The following is a 14,903-nucleotide window of genomic DNA, read 5'->3' as shown; positions in this document are numbered from 1 at the left end:
TGAAAGCTTGGCGCTTGGCGCAAGCTGCTGCCAAGAATCCCCAGGTGCTCTTCTCGGTCATTCCGCCGGATGACGTGCGGTCCAATGTGGCTGTCATCATCGACCCCTTGAATCTCCGCGAGAAGTCCGACCGGGACAAGTTGGTCGCCACCCTCAAAGAGAAGGGGTGGGCCGGGGGCGTGCTGTGCATCGATACGCTTGCTCATGCGTCCAACGGCATTGAAGAAAACAGCAGTGCCATGGGAGAGATGATCGGCATTTTCCAGGACCTTCAGAAGCGGCTGGGCGGAGTCATCCTGCTCATCCACCACACCGGCAAGGATCATGCGAAGGGAATGCGTGGCTGGTCCGGCCTGCACGCAGCCATGGATTTTGTCATTGAATGCCAGCACGAGAAAGATGCGGGCCATCACGCCGCGCGGTTCGCGCTCACGAAGGTGAAGGATGGGCCGACTGGCAGGAAGTTTAACTTCACGATGCATGTGATCCAGTTGGGCGTGGACGAGGATGGAGATCCGATAACATCCTTGGCTGTTTATCCGACCCCTTCTCAAGCCGAGGCAACTGAGCAGCAACCCAAGTCGAAGACGAGCAAGAGCATCAGGGATATTGATGCTGAAACGTCCGCTGCCGACGACAATTTCATTTGGAAATGGATCGCTCAAGAAGTGAGCGCAGGGAACTATCCCAGCAAGAATAGCCTCAAAGGGCAGCTCCCCGATATGAAGCAGACTGGCTATTCGATCACACAGGACCGGGTGCTGGCTGCCATTGAGCGCCTGCTTGCGGAGAAGCGGCTCGCGGTGGAACCGAAGTCCCCGAATGGCAACGTCTGGATCCGCCCTATGGAAACCACACCGCCTTCCGCTTAGTCCGCCTCGGGTTCGCTAGGGTTTTCGGGTTCGCTGCCGGGTTCACTCGAGGGTTGTTACGGAACTACCAGCAAGCCCCCGAAAGCCCTGGCTCCCCCGCGAACTCGGGTTCGCTAGGGGGTTTAGCCCTTTAGGGTAGCGAACCCTATTTCCCACCCCACCCCCAACGGCCTCCTGGGTGAACGAGTGAATGGGGTTCGCTGACTTTCGGTCCTCCCCTACGCTGCCCGCCGTCGGGCGCTGGAGTCGGGATTTGCGGCGAGCCGCGTGCAGGGGTGCTGCAACCCCCGCCGCCGCTGTAGCGGCCCGCTAGAGGCCCGTCGCCGCCCAAGCGTGGTCATTGTCCACCCAGCTCTGCCATTCGTCCGCCCTTGGACCCGCAAATGTCGAGTATGGCGCTCTTGCTGCAATGGAACAGATGTAACTGATTGTCTGATAAGATATTTACAAAGCTTTTCCTTGCTGAACTCTCCGCTGATCACATACCGTAACAGCAAGTAGCAAGCCAAGAAGAGGGTTTTCTAAGATGTCAGAAGGCATTGATGCCCGAGTTACTCCGTCGCTTCACCCTGACAACGTGAAAGAAGTCGACGGGTACGACGAGCAAACTGCGCCCTATGTCAGTCTGGCTGAGACGGCTTTCAGCGAGGCCTATATCGGGATCGGGCAGGTCCATTCCGCCCGCGAGAAGGCGCGCACGAACCCGACGTGGACCGAAGCCCAGCAGATCATCCAGACCCAGGATTTCGCTGACAAGGTTTTTAGCCGGATCGCGCGCCAGATGGACGGGGCGATGGCGAGCCTCGACAAGGGCATCGCCGCGCTGGAGGCGCAGTTGAGCGCCCCGGTCACGTCCGTGGCGGCCCAGGGGGTCGCCGTAGAAATCCGCGCGCACGTGAAGGCCCTGCCAAACAGCAAGCGGCTGGCTTTCATCCAGGGCGCTCTGGCGGCTGGGGACGCGGTGACCGTCTCATCCGTCCTCGGGGCTCCTTCCTACCTTTCCGGCCTAGACGCCGGGATGCAGGGGGCGCTGCTGCGCCAGTGGCATGAGCGCAATAGCCCCGAGGTCGCCAAGCGCGTCAGGGCGATGAAGGGCGCCCGTGACCTCATCACCAACCGAGGCGGGCTGGTCTTCGGGGAGTTGGAGAAGGCCGTAGGCGCGCCGCCCGACAAAGCGAAGGCGCTCCGTGAGGCGAAGACGGCCGCCGAAAAGGCGTTCGTGTTCCGCGAAGGTTGATCGGGCGCTGTTGAGATCAGGATGCCAGCATGACCGACCAGCACGACCAGAAAGGGCCTGAGGCGCAGAAACCGGCTCGTGTGTGGGAAAGGGGCGGTCCCAGCCCTAACCCCTCCGGCAGGCCCAAAGGCATCGTGGACAAGCGTACCAGGGTCTCGCAGGCCCTCATGGACGACGCCCCGGCTGTGGCCCGTGTGGTCGTTGACGCGGCCCTTGAGGGCGACATGCAAGCGGCTTCGCTGGTCCTGTCCCGCATCGCCCCAGTCCTGCGTGGCCAGATGGAAAAGGTCTCCTTCGAATTCGACGCCACCGCGCCGGTAGCCCGGCAGGTGGAGCAGGTGCTGGCAGCCGTGGCCCGCGGTCAGATAGCCCCAGACGTAGGCAAGCAGATCATCGACGCCGTGCAGGCGCTCAGCACCATACGCGCCACCGAGGAGTTGGAGGCGCGGCTAGCTGCGCTTGAACAGAAGGAACTGAACAAATGAACTGCTGGATCAATGCAAACCGCATCGTCACCGCCGAACCGCTCCCAAAGGACCTGGCCCTGCTCACCTTCGTCGATGGAAAGTTCGTCGCCGTACACGCGCCCGCCCAGTATGAACGGGTGACGGCCTACGCGAGACAGATCGCAGAAAAATCCGGACTGCCAGTAAAGGTGCTGCCAGCCACCCTACCCGAAGCGCTGACCTTCATGGGCAGCAGCCTTGAGGAGTTTGTCGCCATCGCCTTTGGAGACGAGCGGGAACTGCGGGCGTGGGTCGTCCAAAGCCTAAAGGGGGTGGTGCGCGACGAAAACGACGGGGCGGTGCGGCAGGAGGCCTATGACGCGCTGGTGGCCATGGGCGAGATAGAGCCGTGACCCTGCGGCCGACTACACGGGCCGCGTTGGGCTGGGCCTGACCACATGGCAGCCATCAGGTCCATGCTGGCGAGAATGGCCAAGCTCGAAGTGGAGCAGGTACCGCCCGTGCTCGCTAAATTCGGCGGCGAAGAGGGCTGGGCGGCCTTTGAGGCGGAGACCGAGACGGGGATCGCGGAGGGGCGGTATGACAGCCGGGACATGCCCGCGGTACTGAAGGCATTACAAGCTTGGCTACACCTAGGAAAACTGTCGTAGAGTGCGCTTCCCGGCGCTGCCTTTTAGCGCATTTTTCATATTAGGTGGACGACATGAAGGCGACAGCGATGTTGATCGCAGGCATTTATTTGTGCGCAGCGGCACCTGCTCATTCAGATAGCTTCAGTTTCCGTGAACTCAATGCGAACTCGGTTAAGTCCGACGTATTAACGGCATTTCCGCACGCCACGGAAGGAAATGACTGCAGAGATGGTGAAGACTACTCGAGAAGTTCAGACGGATTGACGCAATGCAAAAACCTCACCGTTGCCATTTATGAACTTGATAACATACCATTTACATTGACATTTATGTTCAGTGTCGAGGGTTTTCTGCGGTACGTTAGTCTTGATTATGCCTTCGGATACGGAAGAAATGAGGAAGGCCTTCCACTAACGACAGTCCGTTCATCGTTTTGGTCCCTGGCGGATCTAATTTCTTCTAAGTATGGCTCGACAGTAACGGACCCGCCCAGCTCGCTGCGAGCTCCAGATCCTTCCAGGGACGATCTGGAATGGCAACCAACAAACGGCATCCGCTGGCAGGCGGGAGGGGATCGTATATCGCTATCTTCCTATAGGGTAGAGAGCCGCACCAATCCTGGGCTCTACAAGGGCACACTTCAGATTTTTTATACCTTTGCTCGACGAGATCAGTTCAAGCGATTCTAGCCGACCTCGATTTAGCTACGCGTCCCTCGCGTTATCGTAGATAAATGGATGAGAATAAGTGTCCCTCCAAAGAGCATCCTGAACGACAACCCTGAACTGTCGACCCATTGCTCTTCCCAAGAGGCTTTCCACAGCATCGGCAGGGAGAAACACCACATGCGAATGCCCCGGTTCAACCGTTAAAGGACATTGGTCGTCGACGCCATATGCCGACAACGGAGCATGATACCAACCAATTGTACGAAGCCATCGCCGGTGCCACAGGAGATGGACGAGCTTGCGGCGAATCCGTTTGCTACGAAAAGGAAGAAGAATGGACACCCGCGTGATGCGTACAGGGTGCGCCGAGTGGTTCTGGATTGAGGCGACGACTCCCGTGCACATCCCGCTACCTGTTTCGGTGTGAGCGAGGCGCACCTTAAGCTTTGGAAGGGCGCGAGACACGTTCCAAACAAAAACAACCGTCGAAAGCAGCGCGCCGTAGAGCGCAAGATAGTCTGTCGGTCGCATTGTTAGTGTCCTGACGACGCGCTTTGCATAATAGCAAAGCTATCATACCGACCAGCCTGATATCACCCTTCTGCAGCCAGGCGGCGGCTAGCTTGGTGCTATGATAAATGCGAGCAACACACGCTCAAAGCCCCGCACACAGGCAACTTGCTGATTTTGCAGGGGAAAATGGTACGCCCCCTCGGGCTCGAACCGAGGACCCTCTGATTAAAAGTCAGATGCTCTAACCAACTGAGCTAGGGGCGCACATCGCGTTTGCGAAGAGGCGCGGAACATACGGATGAGCTTCGCGGCGGGCAAGTGGAAATTTCAGGAAATTTTTCACTGCACAAACAAGGGTCTGACGACCGCATCCATCGCGAAATCAAGGCGCTTCGCAGCACGCGATTCATTCCAGGTTCACCTGGACCCTTTAAAGGCGCGAACAGAGGAACCGGCTCCGCCCCTCCACGTTTCCAGCCCCTAGAGGGGGATCAAGAATGAATCGATCCATGTTGAATCGTCTGATGATCGGCGCGGCGCTGGCCGCCACCGGCTTGCTGGCCGCTTGTGAACAACCTTACAGCGAACCGCCCCCCGTCGAAGCGCCGGCGCCTGTCGAGGCGCCCGCCGCAGAAGAAGCCGCTGCGCCCGTGGTCGCCGAGGCTCCCGCCACGCCCGAAACGGCTACGCCTGTGGAGACCCTTCCGCCGGACCAGCGTTCGTCTGAAGAGACAGTTCAACCCGAAAGCGATACGCTGTTTTACTGATTCCTCCGGCGAACAGGGCTAAGCGCCCTTTGATCGTCTCGTAACCAGGGTTCGGATTTGACGTCGAGGCTCCCCCTCCTTCTTGCTGGCGCAGCTGTATGCGCGCTCGCAAGCCAAGCCGTCGCTGAACCTCGCGCCCAGATTCGCGGTGAAATAGACGGCGACCTCAAACGCCAGCTGGAGCAGGCGATCGGCGATGGCGACGGCGCGCCGTCCAGCCGGTTCGAGGCCCGTCGTCGCGCCCGTGCGGCCGTGACCTCGGCTCAGGCCTTGTTGCGTTCGGAAGGCTATTATCAAGCCACGGTCGAGGATCAGGTCGAGGGCGACGACAAGCCCGTCGCGATAGTCCAGATTGCGCCGGGTCGCCGCTTCGTCCTGGGCGAAACCACGATCAACTGGACCGCTCCCGCGCCGGACGCAGAAACCAGCGCTACGGTCATCGAGGACATCCGCCTCAAGCCGGGCGAACCGGGCCGGGCCGCTGAGATCCTGGAAGCCGAAGGCCGCGTCGTCGCCGGCCTGACCCGACGGGGCTATGCGGACGCCGCCGCCCTGCCCCGTCGCGTAGTCGTGGATCACGCCACCTTCCTGGTTCAGCCGGGCTTCAACATCAACTCCGGCGAGCTGGTGCGGCTGAACGGGATTCAACTGCGGACCCAGGGGCCGACCAAGGAAAGCTGGCTTCAGAGCCTGGTCCCCTGGGAGGAAGGCGACCGCTACGATCCCGAGGACGTGGCCGAACTGGAACGGCGCCTGCTGGACACCGGCGTCTATGACGGCGTGGGCGTGGCCCTGTCGCCGCTCGACGACATTCGACCGGACGGCTTACGACCTGTCGTCGTCACCCTGGCCGATCGGCCGGTCAGCCTGTTGGAAGCCGGCGCCAGCTATTCGACTTATGAAGGCGTCGGAGCCGACGTTTTTCGGACCCGCTACAATCGCTTCGGCCGGGCCGACACCCTGCGCTACGGCGCACGTATCGCCAGCATCGACAGCCGCATCGGCGGCGAGTGGTCTCAACCGCACTGGCGCAGGGCGGGACGAACGCTGAAACTGTCGTCCTATATCGTCAACGAACAGACCGACGCCTACGACCGCAGCGCCCTCACCCTGGCTGCGGACCTGTCACAGCGCCTCGGCAAGACGTCGTGGTTCAGCTACGGCGTGGGCGTCGATGCGGGCCGCTACACGGAATATCGTTTCGATCCGGTGACCCAGGCGCCGATCACCTTCGACCGCGACCTGGCGATCGTCACCCTGCGCGGCGGAGCCTTCATGGATCGCTCGAACGATCCGCTGAACCCGACCTCGGGCTATCGCCTGTCGCTGTCGACCCAGCCCACGGCCGTGACCGGCGAGGATACGGTGCTGTTCCTGCGCACCGAAGGTCAGGCGAGCGCCTATCTGCCGATCCAGGATGACGCCAAGACCGTGCTGGCCGGTCGCGTCCGCATCGGATCCATCATCGGCGGCCAGGAACTGACCGTCCCGTCGGACCGACTGTTCTATTCCGGCGGCGGCGGTTCTGTGCGCGGCTATTCCTATCAGAGCATCAACCCGCGCCTGCCCAACAACCGACCGCGCGGCGGCCTGTCGCTGTTCGAGACCTCGATCGAGGTGCGGCGCGACATCGGCGAGAAATTTCAGGCCGTGGCCTTCGTCGACGGCGGCGCTGTCGGCTTTCAGGAAACGCCCAACCTGACCAATATGCGCTACGGCGCGGGCGTCGGCGTACGTTACAAGCTGCCCTTCGGTCCTGTTCGCGCCGACATCGCCTTCCCGCTGAACAAGCGAGAGGGCGACTCCGGATTCCAGCTCTACCTCAGCATCGGCCAGGCGTTTTGACCGACACACCTCCGCCTCACGAAACGGGCGCAGACGTCGCCGATACGCCGGCCGAGAAGGCCAAGCGCAAGCGCACGCGTCTGCAACTGGCGGCCTTCGTCGCGGGCGTGACCTTCGCCGGTCTGCTGGCGCTTATCGTCGTCGCCCTGGTGGGCGGACGGATGTATCTGTTGTCCGACGCGGGGCGCGAACTGATCACCAGCTTCGTCGCGGGCAAGAAAATCAGCCGCTACGGCCGGATCAACGTCGAGGGACTTCAAGGCGATCTGTTCGACGACTTCCGTCTGAAGCGCGTCACCGTGACCGACGAAAAGGGCGTCTGGCTGGAAGCGACCGACGTCCGCGTCGACTGGTCCTACTGGCCTCTGCTGGCGCGGCGCTTCCACGCAACGGAAATCAGCGCGGGCCAGATTCGTCTGTTGCGCCGTCCCGAGCTTGAGCCGCCGAGCGAGCCGGGCGGGCCGCAGGCCATCTCCATCGACATCGACCGCTTCAGCGCCAATGTCGAACTGCTGGAAGGCTTCTCCAAGGAGTACGGCCGCTGGACCCTCAGCGGCGACGCCGCCATTCCGCGCAAGGGCGTCAAGACCGCCAACGTCAACGCCTACAGCCTGAACCGCAAGGGCGACTATCTGCGTCTGGCCGCCGCCTTCGGCGACAAGCCCGAAGACCTGCGCGTCAATCTGCGCGCCAATGAAGCCCAGGGCGGCCCGATCGCCGGCTCGCTGGGCTATTCGCCCGATCAGCCCTTCTCGGCCGTGGCCGTGGTCAACGGCGAGGTCATCGATGTGGCCGTCCAGACGGGCCAGTTCCGGCCCCTGTTGGTCAAGGGAACCTATGGCGACAACGGCGCCAAGGTGTCGGGTTACGCCGACTTCTCCGGCTCCGACCTGCTGGAGCCCTTCGTCAAACGCATCGGCCGCACCGCCCGCTTCGGCTTCGCCATGACGCCGGACGCCAAGCGCGAAGGCTATCAGGGCGTGGCCTGGCGCCTGTACGCCGACAACATCGAATCCAGCGCGCGCGGCCTGATCCGCACCACGGACAACACCTCGCCCGACGGCATCAGCCTGGAGGTGAATACCCCCTCGCTCAGCCGCCTGGTCGGCAGTCCGATCGCCGGTCCCGCCGCCTATACGGGCGTGTTCAAGGGCGACGCCCAGGTGTGGAGTCTGCAAGGCTCGGCCAGTCTGCTGAACGCCGACATCGCCTCCTATCGCGCCACGCGCATCTCGGGCCCGGTCAACATCGCCGCCAACAAGGGGCGCATCGACGTCACGACCGATGTGCGCGCCGTCGGCGGCTCATCGGCGGGCATCATCGGCGGGCTGCTGGGCTCTGCGCCGCGCATCCAGATGGAAGGCGCGCGCATGGCCGACGGCGCCATGCTGCTGAAGAAGATCGACGCGCGCGGCCAGGGCCTGACCCTGACCGGCTCGGGCGGGCGCAGCCTGAACGGCGGACTGAACTTCAGCGGCCGCGCCGACCTGACCGATCTGTCGCGCATTCAACCCGGCGCGCGCGGCGCGTTCGGCGGACCGATCCGGGCGGCCTCGGCCAAGACGGGCGCGCCCTGGACATTGAGCTTCGACGGACGCGGCTCGCGCATGGCCGTCGGCATGGAAGAGCTGGACCGTCTGCTGGGCGCCGCGCCGCGCCTGCAACTGGCCGGTTCTCTGAACAACGGCGTCGTCTCCATCGATCGCGGAGAGCTGACCGGCGCCGCCGGGCGCGCGGGCGCCAAGGGTCTGATCGAGGGCGCCAAGCTGCGGCTGGCGCTGGACTGGAACGCCCATGGCCCTTTCGGCGTCGGCCCGGTCGCCATCGACGGCGCCATGTCGGGCGACGGCGCCCTGACCGGCACCCTGGCCCAGCCGCGCGCCGATCTGCGCGCCGCCTTTGACAAGGTGGCGGCGGGCGGCCTGATCCTGACCGACGCCGATCTGATCCTCAGCTTCCGCAAGGGCGCCGACGCTTCGGACGGGCGCGTGGTGCTGAACTCAGGCTCCAACTACGGACCGGCCCATGCTTCGGGTAACTTCTTCCTGGGCGGACCGCGCCTGCGTCTGTCGGACGTCGATGTGAACGCGGGCGGCGTGGCGGCCCAGGGCGATGTCGCCCTGTCGAACAACTTCCCCTCCAGCGCCGACCTGACCTTCACGGCACGCCAGGGAGCCTTTTTGGCCTCGGGCGAGGCCAACGGCCGCGTGCGCCTGACTGAAGGCGCGGGCAACCAGACGGCCGTGCTCGATGTCACTGGGCGCAATGTGCGCCTGACCGGCCAGGACTGGACCCTGCGCACCCTGTCGCTCAAGGGCCAGGGCACGCTGGATCGCCTGCCCTTCACCCTGGCCGCTGACGTCGGCGGCGCCAATCCGGTGCAGTTCAACGGCTCGGGCGAATACGCCCGCCAAGGCCAGGCCCAGAGCCTGACCCTGCGCGGCGGCGGCCGCGTGCGCGAGATCGCCTTCACCACCCGCGCGCCCGCCGTTTTCGCTCTCAACGGCGACGGCCGCGTCGCCCGCCTGGACCTGGGCGTCGGCGGCGGCGTCCTGACCGGCGAGTTGAAGCAGGACAGCGAAGGCAGCGTCATCCAGGCCGACATGAACAACGTCGAAATGGGCTCGCTGATCCCCGATCTGCGCGGCCAGGTGACGGGTCGCGTTTCGATGCAGGGGCAAGGCGATACGCTGCGCGGCTCCGCCAATGTCGACCTGAAGCAACTGCGCAGCCTGGATGCGCCGCGCGGCCTGGCCGTCGACGGCACGCTGAACGCCGACCTGACGGGCGACGCCCTGCGCCTGCGTGCAGAAGCCCACAACGGTACGACCGTTCAGGCCACAGCCGATGTCACCCTGCCGGTCGAAACCTCGGCCGCGCCCCTGCGCCTGGCCATCGCCCGGACCGAGAACCTGTCGGGTCAGGTCGCCATCCGCGGTCAGATCCAGCCCATCTGGGATCTGTTCCTGGGCGGCGCTCAATCCCTATCGGCCCAGGTGAACGCTCAGGCGACCCTGGCCGGCACCCTGAACGCGCCGCGCCTGAACGGTCGACTGGACCTGAGCGAAGGCTCGTTCCGTGATGGAGCCTCGGGCCTGCGCCTACAGAACATGACCCTGGCCAGCCGCTTCAACGACAGCCAGGCGGTGATCGAACGATTCCAGGCCACCGACGGCCTGAAGGGCGAGGTGTCCGGCAGCGGCGACCTGGGTCTGCGTCAAGGTTCGCCCTCGACCCTGCGCCTGGAGCTGGCGCGCTTCCAGATCATCGACAACGACATCGCCAAGGCGCGGGCCAACGGCCGACTGACGGCCGTGCGCGGCGCCGACGGCAACATCCGCCTGACCGGCAATGTGAATATCGACGACGCCGAGATTTCGCCCGACCTGCCCGGTTCGACCGGCATCGTCAAAATGGACGTGGTCGAGATCAACCGCCCCGGCGGCGACGCCGTCGAGGCCGAAAAGAAGGCCGCCGCCGGCCCGCAGATCGGCCTGGACCTGACCCTGACGGGACGGGAGATCTACCTGCGCGGACGCGGCCTGAACGTCGAACTGCGCGCCGACGCCCGCGTGCGCGGCACCATCACCCAGCCCGAACTGAGCGGCACAGCCAATGTGGTGCGCGGCGACTATGAGTTCGCGGGCAAGCGCTTCGTTTTCAACGATCGCGGCTCGGTCATCCTGTCCACTGATCCGGCGCGCATCCGCCTGAACCTGGAAGCCGTGCGCGAAGACCCCGCCCTGACGGCCGTGATCAAGGTGACGGGCACCGCCGTCTCGCCCAAGATCGAGCTGACCTCCACGCCTGACCTGCCTCAGGACGAAATCCTGTCGCAGGTGTTGTTCGGACGTTCAGCGGCGCAGTTGTCGCCGTTCGAAGCGGCGCAACTGGCCTCGGCCGTGGCGTCCCTGGCGGGCGGCGGGGGGTTCGACGTCATCGGCAACCTTCGCGAACTGGCCGGCCTGGACCGCCTGTCCTTCAGCGGCGAGGCCTCCAGCCTGACCGTCGCGGGCGGTCGCTACATCACCGACGACATCTATCTGGAGGTCATCGGCGGGGCTGAGCGCGGCGCAGCCGTCAATGTGGAGTGGCAGGTGCGACGCAACCTGGCCATCACCTCCAAGTTCGGCGGCGAAGGCGACACCGCCCTGTCGGTCCGCTGGCGCCGCGAAGGCCCCCGCCCCGGCGGCGACCGTCGCGACCGCCGTCCCAACGCCGCCGCCCGACGCTAACCCGAGCGAGGCCGGCTAGAAGCCAGTCTCGTTCTATCGTCCATTTTGTTCTTGATTTGTTCTAATTCGTTCCCCATCCTGCGGGCATGAGTAAGGCGATCAACGGACGCGGCGCACGCTCCAACGCCTCGGGTCGGTATGAAGCCGATCGGCGCGAGGCCTACGACGACGGCTGGACGGATCAGGACGAGGCGGCGACCCCGCTTCGCACCACCCTGTCCCCGGAACACGCGCGCACCATCATCGCCAAGAATACGAGTCCCGACGTCGGCTTCGATCGCTCCATCAACCCCTACAAGGGCTGCGAACATGGCTGCATCTACTGCTACGCCCGTCCGTCCCATGCCTGGATGGGCCTATCCCCGGGCCTGGATTTCGAGAGCCGGATCTTCTTCAAGCCGGACGCCGCGCGTCTGCTGGAACAGGAACTCTCAAAGCCCCGGTACGTCTGCCGGCGCATCCACATAGGCGGCAACACCGACCCCTATCAGCCGGTCGAGCGCGAAACGAATTCGACCCGTTCGATCCTGGAGGTCATGCAGCGCTTCAACCACCCGTTCAGCATCATCACCAAGTCGGTGCTGATCGCGCGCGACGCCGACATCCTGGGCGACATGGGGCGGCGCGGTCTGGCCTCGGCCTTCATCTCCATCACCACGCTGGACCGCAAGCTGGCGCGGGCGATGGAGCCGCGCGCCTCCACGCCCGCCAAGCGGCTGGAGGCGATCAGCCGCCTGGCAGATGCGGGATGCCCGGTCGGCGTCGGCTTCGCCCCCGTCATTCCCGGCCTGAACGACCATGAACTCGAAGCCGTGCTGGAGGCGGCGCAGAAGGCCGGCGCGACCTCGGCCATGTATGTGACCCTGCGCCTGCCGATGGAGATCAAGGATCTGTTCCGAGAATGGCTGGCCGATGCTCGCCCCGATCGGGCGGCGCGCGTCATGTCCCTGATCCGCCAGACGCGCGGCGGCAAGGATTACGACCCCGACTGGTCCCAGCGCATGAAGGGAACGGGCCCGGTCGCCGAACTGATCGCCACGCGCTTCAGGACGGCGGCAAGGCGATACGGTCTGGACGCGCCGCGTCAGGCGTTGGACCTCACCCAATTCCGCGTTCCCGCCGACGCCCGACCGCAGCTTGATCTGTTCGACATTCCCGCCTGATCTAGTTTATATATCGTCGATACGTATTCTTGAGTGGAGCCAATCCGTGCGCCCAGTTGTTTCAGGTCTAGTCGCAGCGGCCCTCATCAGTCTGACGGGATGCGCCATCAGCGTTCCTGAGAACGCCTTCCTCTATCCAGATACACGCATCGCCGCCGAAAATATTGATTTGAAGCCAGGCCCGGCTCTTCCTGAATCTGCGCAGGCTCAGACCCTCGCCTATGCTGGCGGACAATTGTCAGCGACGCGGTTATCTTCTGACCAAGGCTCTCAGGCGCCGCTGATCCTTTTCTGCGGCGGCAACATGTTCCGGCAATCGGCCTACGGCGGCCAGACTAGCGATAAACTCTTGCCGTTCGGAGACGTTCTTCTTTTTGACTACCCCGGCTACGGCGCCTCGACGGGCGTTTCAGATGTCGCCAGCATGAAGGCGGCTGCCGGAGCCATGGCCGCGCATGCACGCGCCGCCGCGAATCAAGAACAGCGCCGCCTGATCCTATGGGGGCACTCTCTAGGCGGGCCGGTCTGCGCCGAAGCGGCGACGCAAGCAAAGGCCGATATCTTGGTCCTGGAGACGACGACGCCTTCGGCCCGCGCCATGTTGAAGGAGGCGCTGGGCTGGAAACGGTTTCTGATTCACGTGCGCCTGGCCCCACGGCTGGCGGAAATCGACATCCCCTCGACCCTCGCCGACTACCCCGGCCGGATCATCGTGCTGGAGGCCGGGCGCGACACGGTGCTGCCGCCGGTCCTGAGTCGCCGCCTGGCCCAGGCGCTGACGGCAAAGGGACGATCTGTCGACCACCTGGTCTTCGCCGAGGCGGGCCACAACGACGTGCACAGCCAACCGGACTTCACGTCCCGAATGGCCGAAGCTCTCGTCCGTCCGTGATCGGTTCGACCTGATCTCGCCTAGCGCCGGAAGACGCCGACCAGTTCGATGTGCGTCGACCAGATGAACTGGTCGATCGGCGTGACCTTCTCCAGTCGGAAACCGGCGTCGACCAGCACCCGCGCGTCGCGGGCGAAGGTCTGGGGATTGCAGGACACCCCGACGACGACCGACGCCTTGGTCCCCGGCAGTTGCTGTGTCTGTTCCAGAGCGCCCGCGCGCGGCGGGTCGAGCACGATGGCGTCGCAGCCCTTCAGGTCATAGGGCGACAGCGGACGGCGGAACAAATCTCGCGCCTGGGCTTCGATCCCCTTCAGGCCCTGAGCGGTACTCAGACCCGCCTTCAGGGCGGCGATGGAGGCGGCGGCGGAATCGGCGGCTGTCACGCTGGCGATCTCGGCCAAAGGGAAGGTGAACGTCCCCGCCCCGCAGAACAGGTCCGCCACCTTCTTGGCCCCCCTCACCGCCTCGACCGCGCGTTCGACCATGGCGGCCTCAGCGGCGGGCGACGCCTGCAGGAAACCGCCCGCCGCCAAGGGCACGGACGCGCGCCCGAACCGCACGCGCGGCTGACGCGCCATGACCAGCGTGTCGCCATCCAGGCTGAGACGCGCCAGATCGGCCTCGGCGGCCGCCGCAATGGCCAGCGCCAACTGGTCTCCATTCAGGCCGCCCGAACGCTTCTCGACCCCGGTCACATCGACGTCCAGACCGGTGTCGGTCAGGGTGACGTGCAGGGTCGGCGCCGATTTCGGATGCCCCAAGAAGGGCGCCGCCACCTTGGCCAGGGCGGGCAGAGCCGCCGTCAGATGCGGGTCCGACAGCGGGCAGTCCGTCAGTTCGACCACCCGCCACGACTTGCGCGCCTTGAAACCCAGCATGACGCGGCCGTCCGCGCCCTCCCGCGCATGCAGCGCCAGGCGGCGACGACTGGCCAGCGGCGTCGCCACGGTCGCCTCGACCTCGGTCTCCAGCCCCTCGCGCGCCAGGGTCTGGATCACCACCTCGCGCTTCCAGGCCAGATAGGGCTCATCGGCCCAGTGCTGCAACGGCGCGACCCCGCATTCGGCATAGGTCCGCGAATGGATCGGCCGGCGGTCGGGGCTCGCCTCGATCAGATCGAACCGCTCGGCCCGTCCGTCCTTGACCTCAGCGGCGATCACCTCGCCCGGCAGGGCGCCCGGCACGAAGACCGAGCCGTTGGCGGTGTCGGCGATCCCGTCGCCCTGATGGCCCATGCGGGCGATGGTCAGCGTCTGCATCATGCGCGGCTTCTAGCGGTTTCCGCGCAAAAATCGAAACATGAACGAAGATGAACGACGCGATCAAAAGCCGTTCAGCTTCGCGACCCTATCAATGGCTGCAACAGACGGCGGCCTGATCCGTTCAGGTGCGGCATCCGTCGAAGGAACAAAAACGATGATCGCTCTCATCTCGAAAAAAGCCTCGGCCGCCGCCATCGCCGTCCTGGCCTGCGCCTCCGCTGTCGCCCTGCCCGGCGTCGCTTCGGCCCAGAGCTACGGCTACGACTATCCGCCCGCCTATGGCTACGGGAACGGCGGCTACAGCCAGGGCACCTACTACGATCCCTGCGCGCGTGATCAACGCCAAC

General features: G+C 64.7%; 12 protein-coding genes, 1 tRNA gene and 1 pseudogene. 12 read left to right on the top strand and 2 right to left on the bottom strand.

Features of this window, described 5'->3' with window-relative positions; genetic code table 11:
- The 6 genes from BDIM_RS17855 to BDIM_RS17440 form a co-directional block, all read left to right on the top strand.
- On the top strand, positions 1 to 872 hold an 872-nt coding region (locus BDIM_RS17855; protein ID WP_040346628.1), incomplete at its 5' end, for an AAA family ATPase.
- A 526-nt stretch (positions 873 to 1,398) separates the two neighbouring features.
- A complete protein-coding gene (locus tag BDIM_RS06250) occupies positions 1,399 to 2,109 on the top strand; it encodes a hypothetical protein (protein WP_003164725.1) in 711 nt (236 codons plus the stop codon).
- 29 nt (positions 2,110 to 2,138) lie between these two features.
- Positions 2,139 to 2,594: a DUF5681 domain-containing protein gene (locus BDIM_RS06245; protein WP_040345245.1), complete on the top strand. Its 456-nt coding sequence runs from the start codon at positions 2,139 to 2,141 to the stop codon at positions 2,592 to 2,594.
- Positions 2,591 to 2,968 carry a hypothetical protein gene (locus tag BDIM_RS06240; RefSeq protein ID WP_003164723.1) on the top strand — a complete coding sequence of 126 codons (378 nt, stop codon included), beginning with the start codon at positions 2,591 to 2,593 and terminating at the stop codon, positions 2,966 to 2,968. Before BDIM_RS06245 ends, BDIM_RS06240 begins: the two co-directional genes overlap by 4 nt.
- 75 nt (positions 2,969 to 3,043) lie before the next feature.
- Positions 3,044 to 3,226, top strand: coding sequence for a hypothetical protein (locus tag BDIM_RS06235; protein ID WP_143276787.1), 183 nt, complete (start codon positions 3,044 to 3,046; stop codon positions 3,224 to 3,226).
- 53 nt (positions 3,227 to 3,279) lie between these two features.
- Positions 3,280 to 3,897, top strand: coding sequence for a hypothetical protein (locus tag BDIM_RS17440; protein ID WP_155818605.1), 618 nt, complete (start codon positions 3,280 to 3,282; stop codon positions 3,895 to 3,897).
- A gap of 679 nt (positions 3,898 to 4,576) precedes the next feature.
- On the opposite strand, the gene BDIM_RS06230 is transcribed toward BDIM_RS17440, so the two are convergent.
- Positions 4,577 to 4,653 (bottom strand) — tRNA-Lys (locus BDIM_RS06230).
- 245 nt (positions 4,654 to 4,898) lie between these two features.
- Here BDIM_RS06230 and BDIM_RS06225 point away from each other — a divergent pair.
- The 5 genes from BDIM_RS06225 (at position 4,899) to BDIM_RS06205 (ending at position 13,291) form a co-directional block, all read left to right on the top strand.
- A complete protein-coding gene (locus BDIM_RS06225) occupies positions 4,899 to 5,156 on the top strand; it encodes a hypothetical protein (protein ID WP_244911857.1) in 258 nt (85 codons plus the stop codon).
- Between the two features lie 57 nt (positions 5,157 to 5,213).
- Complete coding sequence (locus BDIM_RS06220) at positions 5,214 to 7,001, top strand: autotransporter assembly complex protein TamA (RefSeq protein WP_003164721.1); 1,788 nt, start codon at positions 5,214 to 5,216, stop codon at positions 6,999 to 7,001.
- The gene (locus BDIM_RS06215; RefSeq protein WP_003164720.1) at positions 6,998 to 11,236 is read left to right on the top strand and encodes a translocation/assembly module TamB domain-containing protein; all 4,239 of its coding nucleotides are present in this window, start codon (positions 6,998 to 7,000) and stop codon (positions 11,234 to 11,236) included. Before BDIM_RS06220 ends, BDIM_RS06215 begins: the two co-directional genes overlap by 4 nt.
- A gap of 86 nt (positions 11,237 to 11,322) precedes the next feature.
- Positions 11,323 to 12,399 (top strand): PA0069 family radical SAM protein, encoded by a 1,077-nt coding sequence (locus BDIM_RS06210; protein WP_003164718.1) that lies wholly within the window; start codon positions 11,323 to 11,325, stop codon positions 12,397 to 12,399.
- 46 nt (positions 12,400 to 12,445) lie between these two features.
- Complete coding sequence (locus BDIM_RS06205; RefSeq protein ID WP_003164717.1) at positions 12,446 to 13,291, top strand: alpha/beta hydrolase family protein; 846 nt, start codon at positions 12,446 to 12,448, stop codon at positions 13,289 to 13,291.
- A 20-nt stretch (positions 13,292 to 13,311) separates the two neighbouring features.
- Here BDIM_RS06205 and BDIM_RS06200 read toward each other — a convergent pair whose 3' ends face one another.
- Positions 13,312 to 14,553, bottom strand: coding sequence for a class I SAM-dependent RNA methyltransferase (locus BDIM_RS06200; protein ID WP_040346627.1), 1,242 nt, complete (start codon positions 14,551 to 14,553; stop codon positions 13,312 to 13,314).
- A 40-nt stretch (positions 14,554 to 14,593) separates the two neighbouring features.
- Between BDIM_RS06200 and BDIM_RS17850 the strand changes: the two are divergent.
- Positions 14,594 to 14,903: pseudogene (locus BDIM_RS17850) on the top strand (hypothetical protein); the annotation flags it as partial.

The organism is Brevundimonas diminuta ATCC 11568 (genome assembly GCF_000204035.1).
In the GTDB taxonomy this organism is placed as follows: domain Bacteria; phylum Pseudomonadota; class Alphaproteobacteria; order Caulobacterales; family Caulobacteraceae; genus Brevundimonas; species Brevundimonas diminuta.
The sequence above is the reverse complement of the archived record's forward strand: the minus strand, read 5'-3'. Positions and strand labels throughout refer to the sequence as shown.

Bases quoted from the DNA above. Each gene is read 5' to 3' on its own strand.
- BDIM_RS06250 (WP_003164725.1), top strand. From the start codon at position 1,399: ATGTCAGAAGGCATTGATGCCCGAGTTACTCCGTCGCTTCACCCTGAC.
- BDIM_RS06245 (WP_040345245.1), top strand. From the start codon at position 2,139: ATGACCGACCAGCACGACCAGAAAGGGCCTGAGGCGCAGAAACCGGCT.
- BDIM_RS06240 (WP_003164723.1), top strand. From the start codon at position 2,591: ATGAACTGCTGGATCAATGCAAACCGCATCGTCACCGCCGAACCGCTC.
- BDIM_RS06235 (WP_143276787.1), top strand. From the start codon at position 3,044: ATGGCCAAGCTCGAAGTGGAGCAGGTACCGCCCGTGCTCGCTAAATTC.
- BDIM_RS17440 (WP_155818605.1), top strand. From the start codon at position 3,280: ATGAAGGCGACAGCGATGTTGATCGCAGGCATTTATTTGTGCGCAGCG.
- BDIM_RS06225 (WP_244911857.1), top strand. From the start codon at position 4,899: ATGTTGAATCGTCTGATGATCGGCGCGGCGCTGGCCGCCACCGGCTTG.
- BDIM_RS06210 (WP_003164718.1), top strand. From the start codon at position 11,323: ATGAGTAAGGCGATCAACGGACGCGGCGCACGCTCCAACGCCTCGGGT.
- BDIM_RS06200 (WP_040346627.1), bottom strand. From the start codon at position 14,553: ATGCAGACGCTGACCATCGCCCGCATGGGCCATCAGGGCGACGGGATC.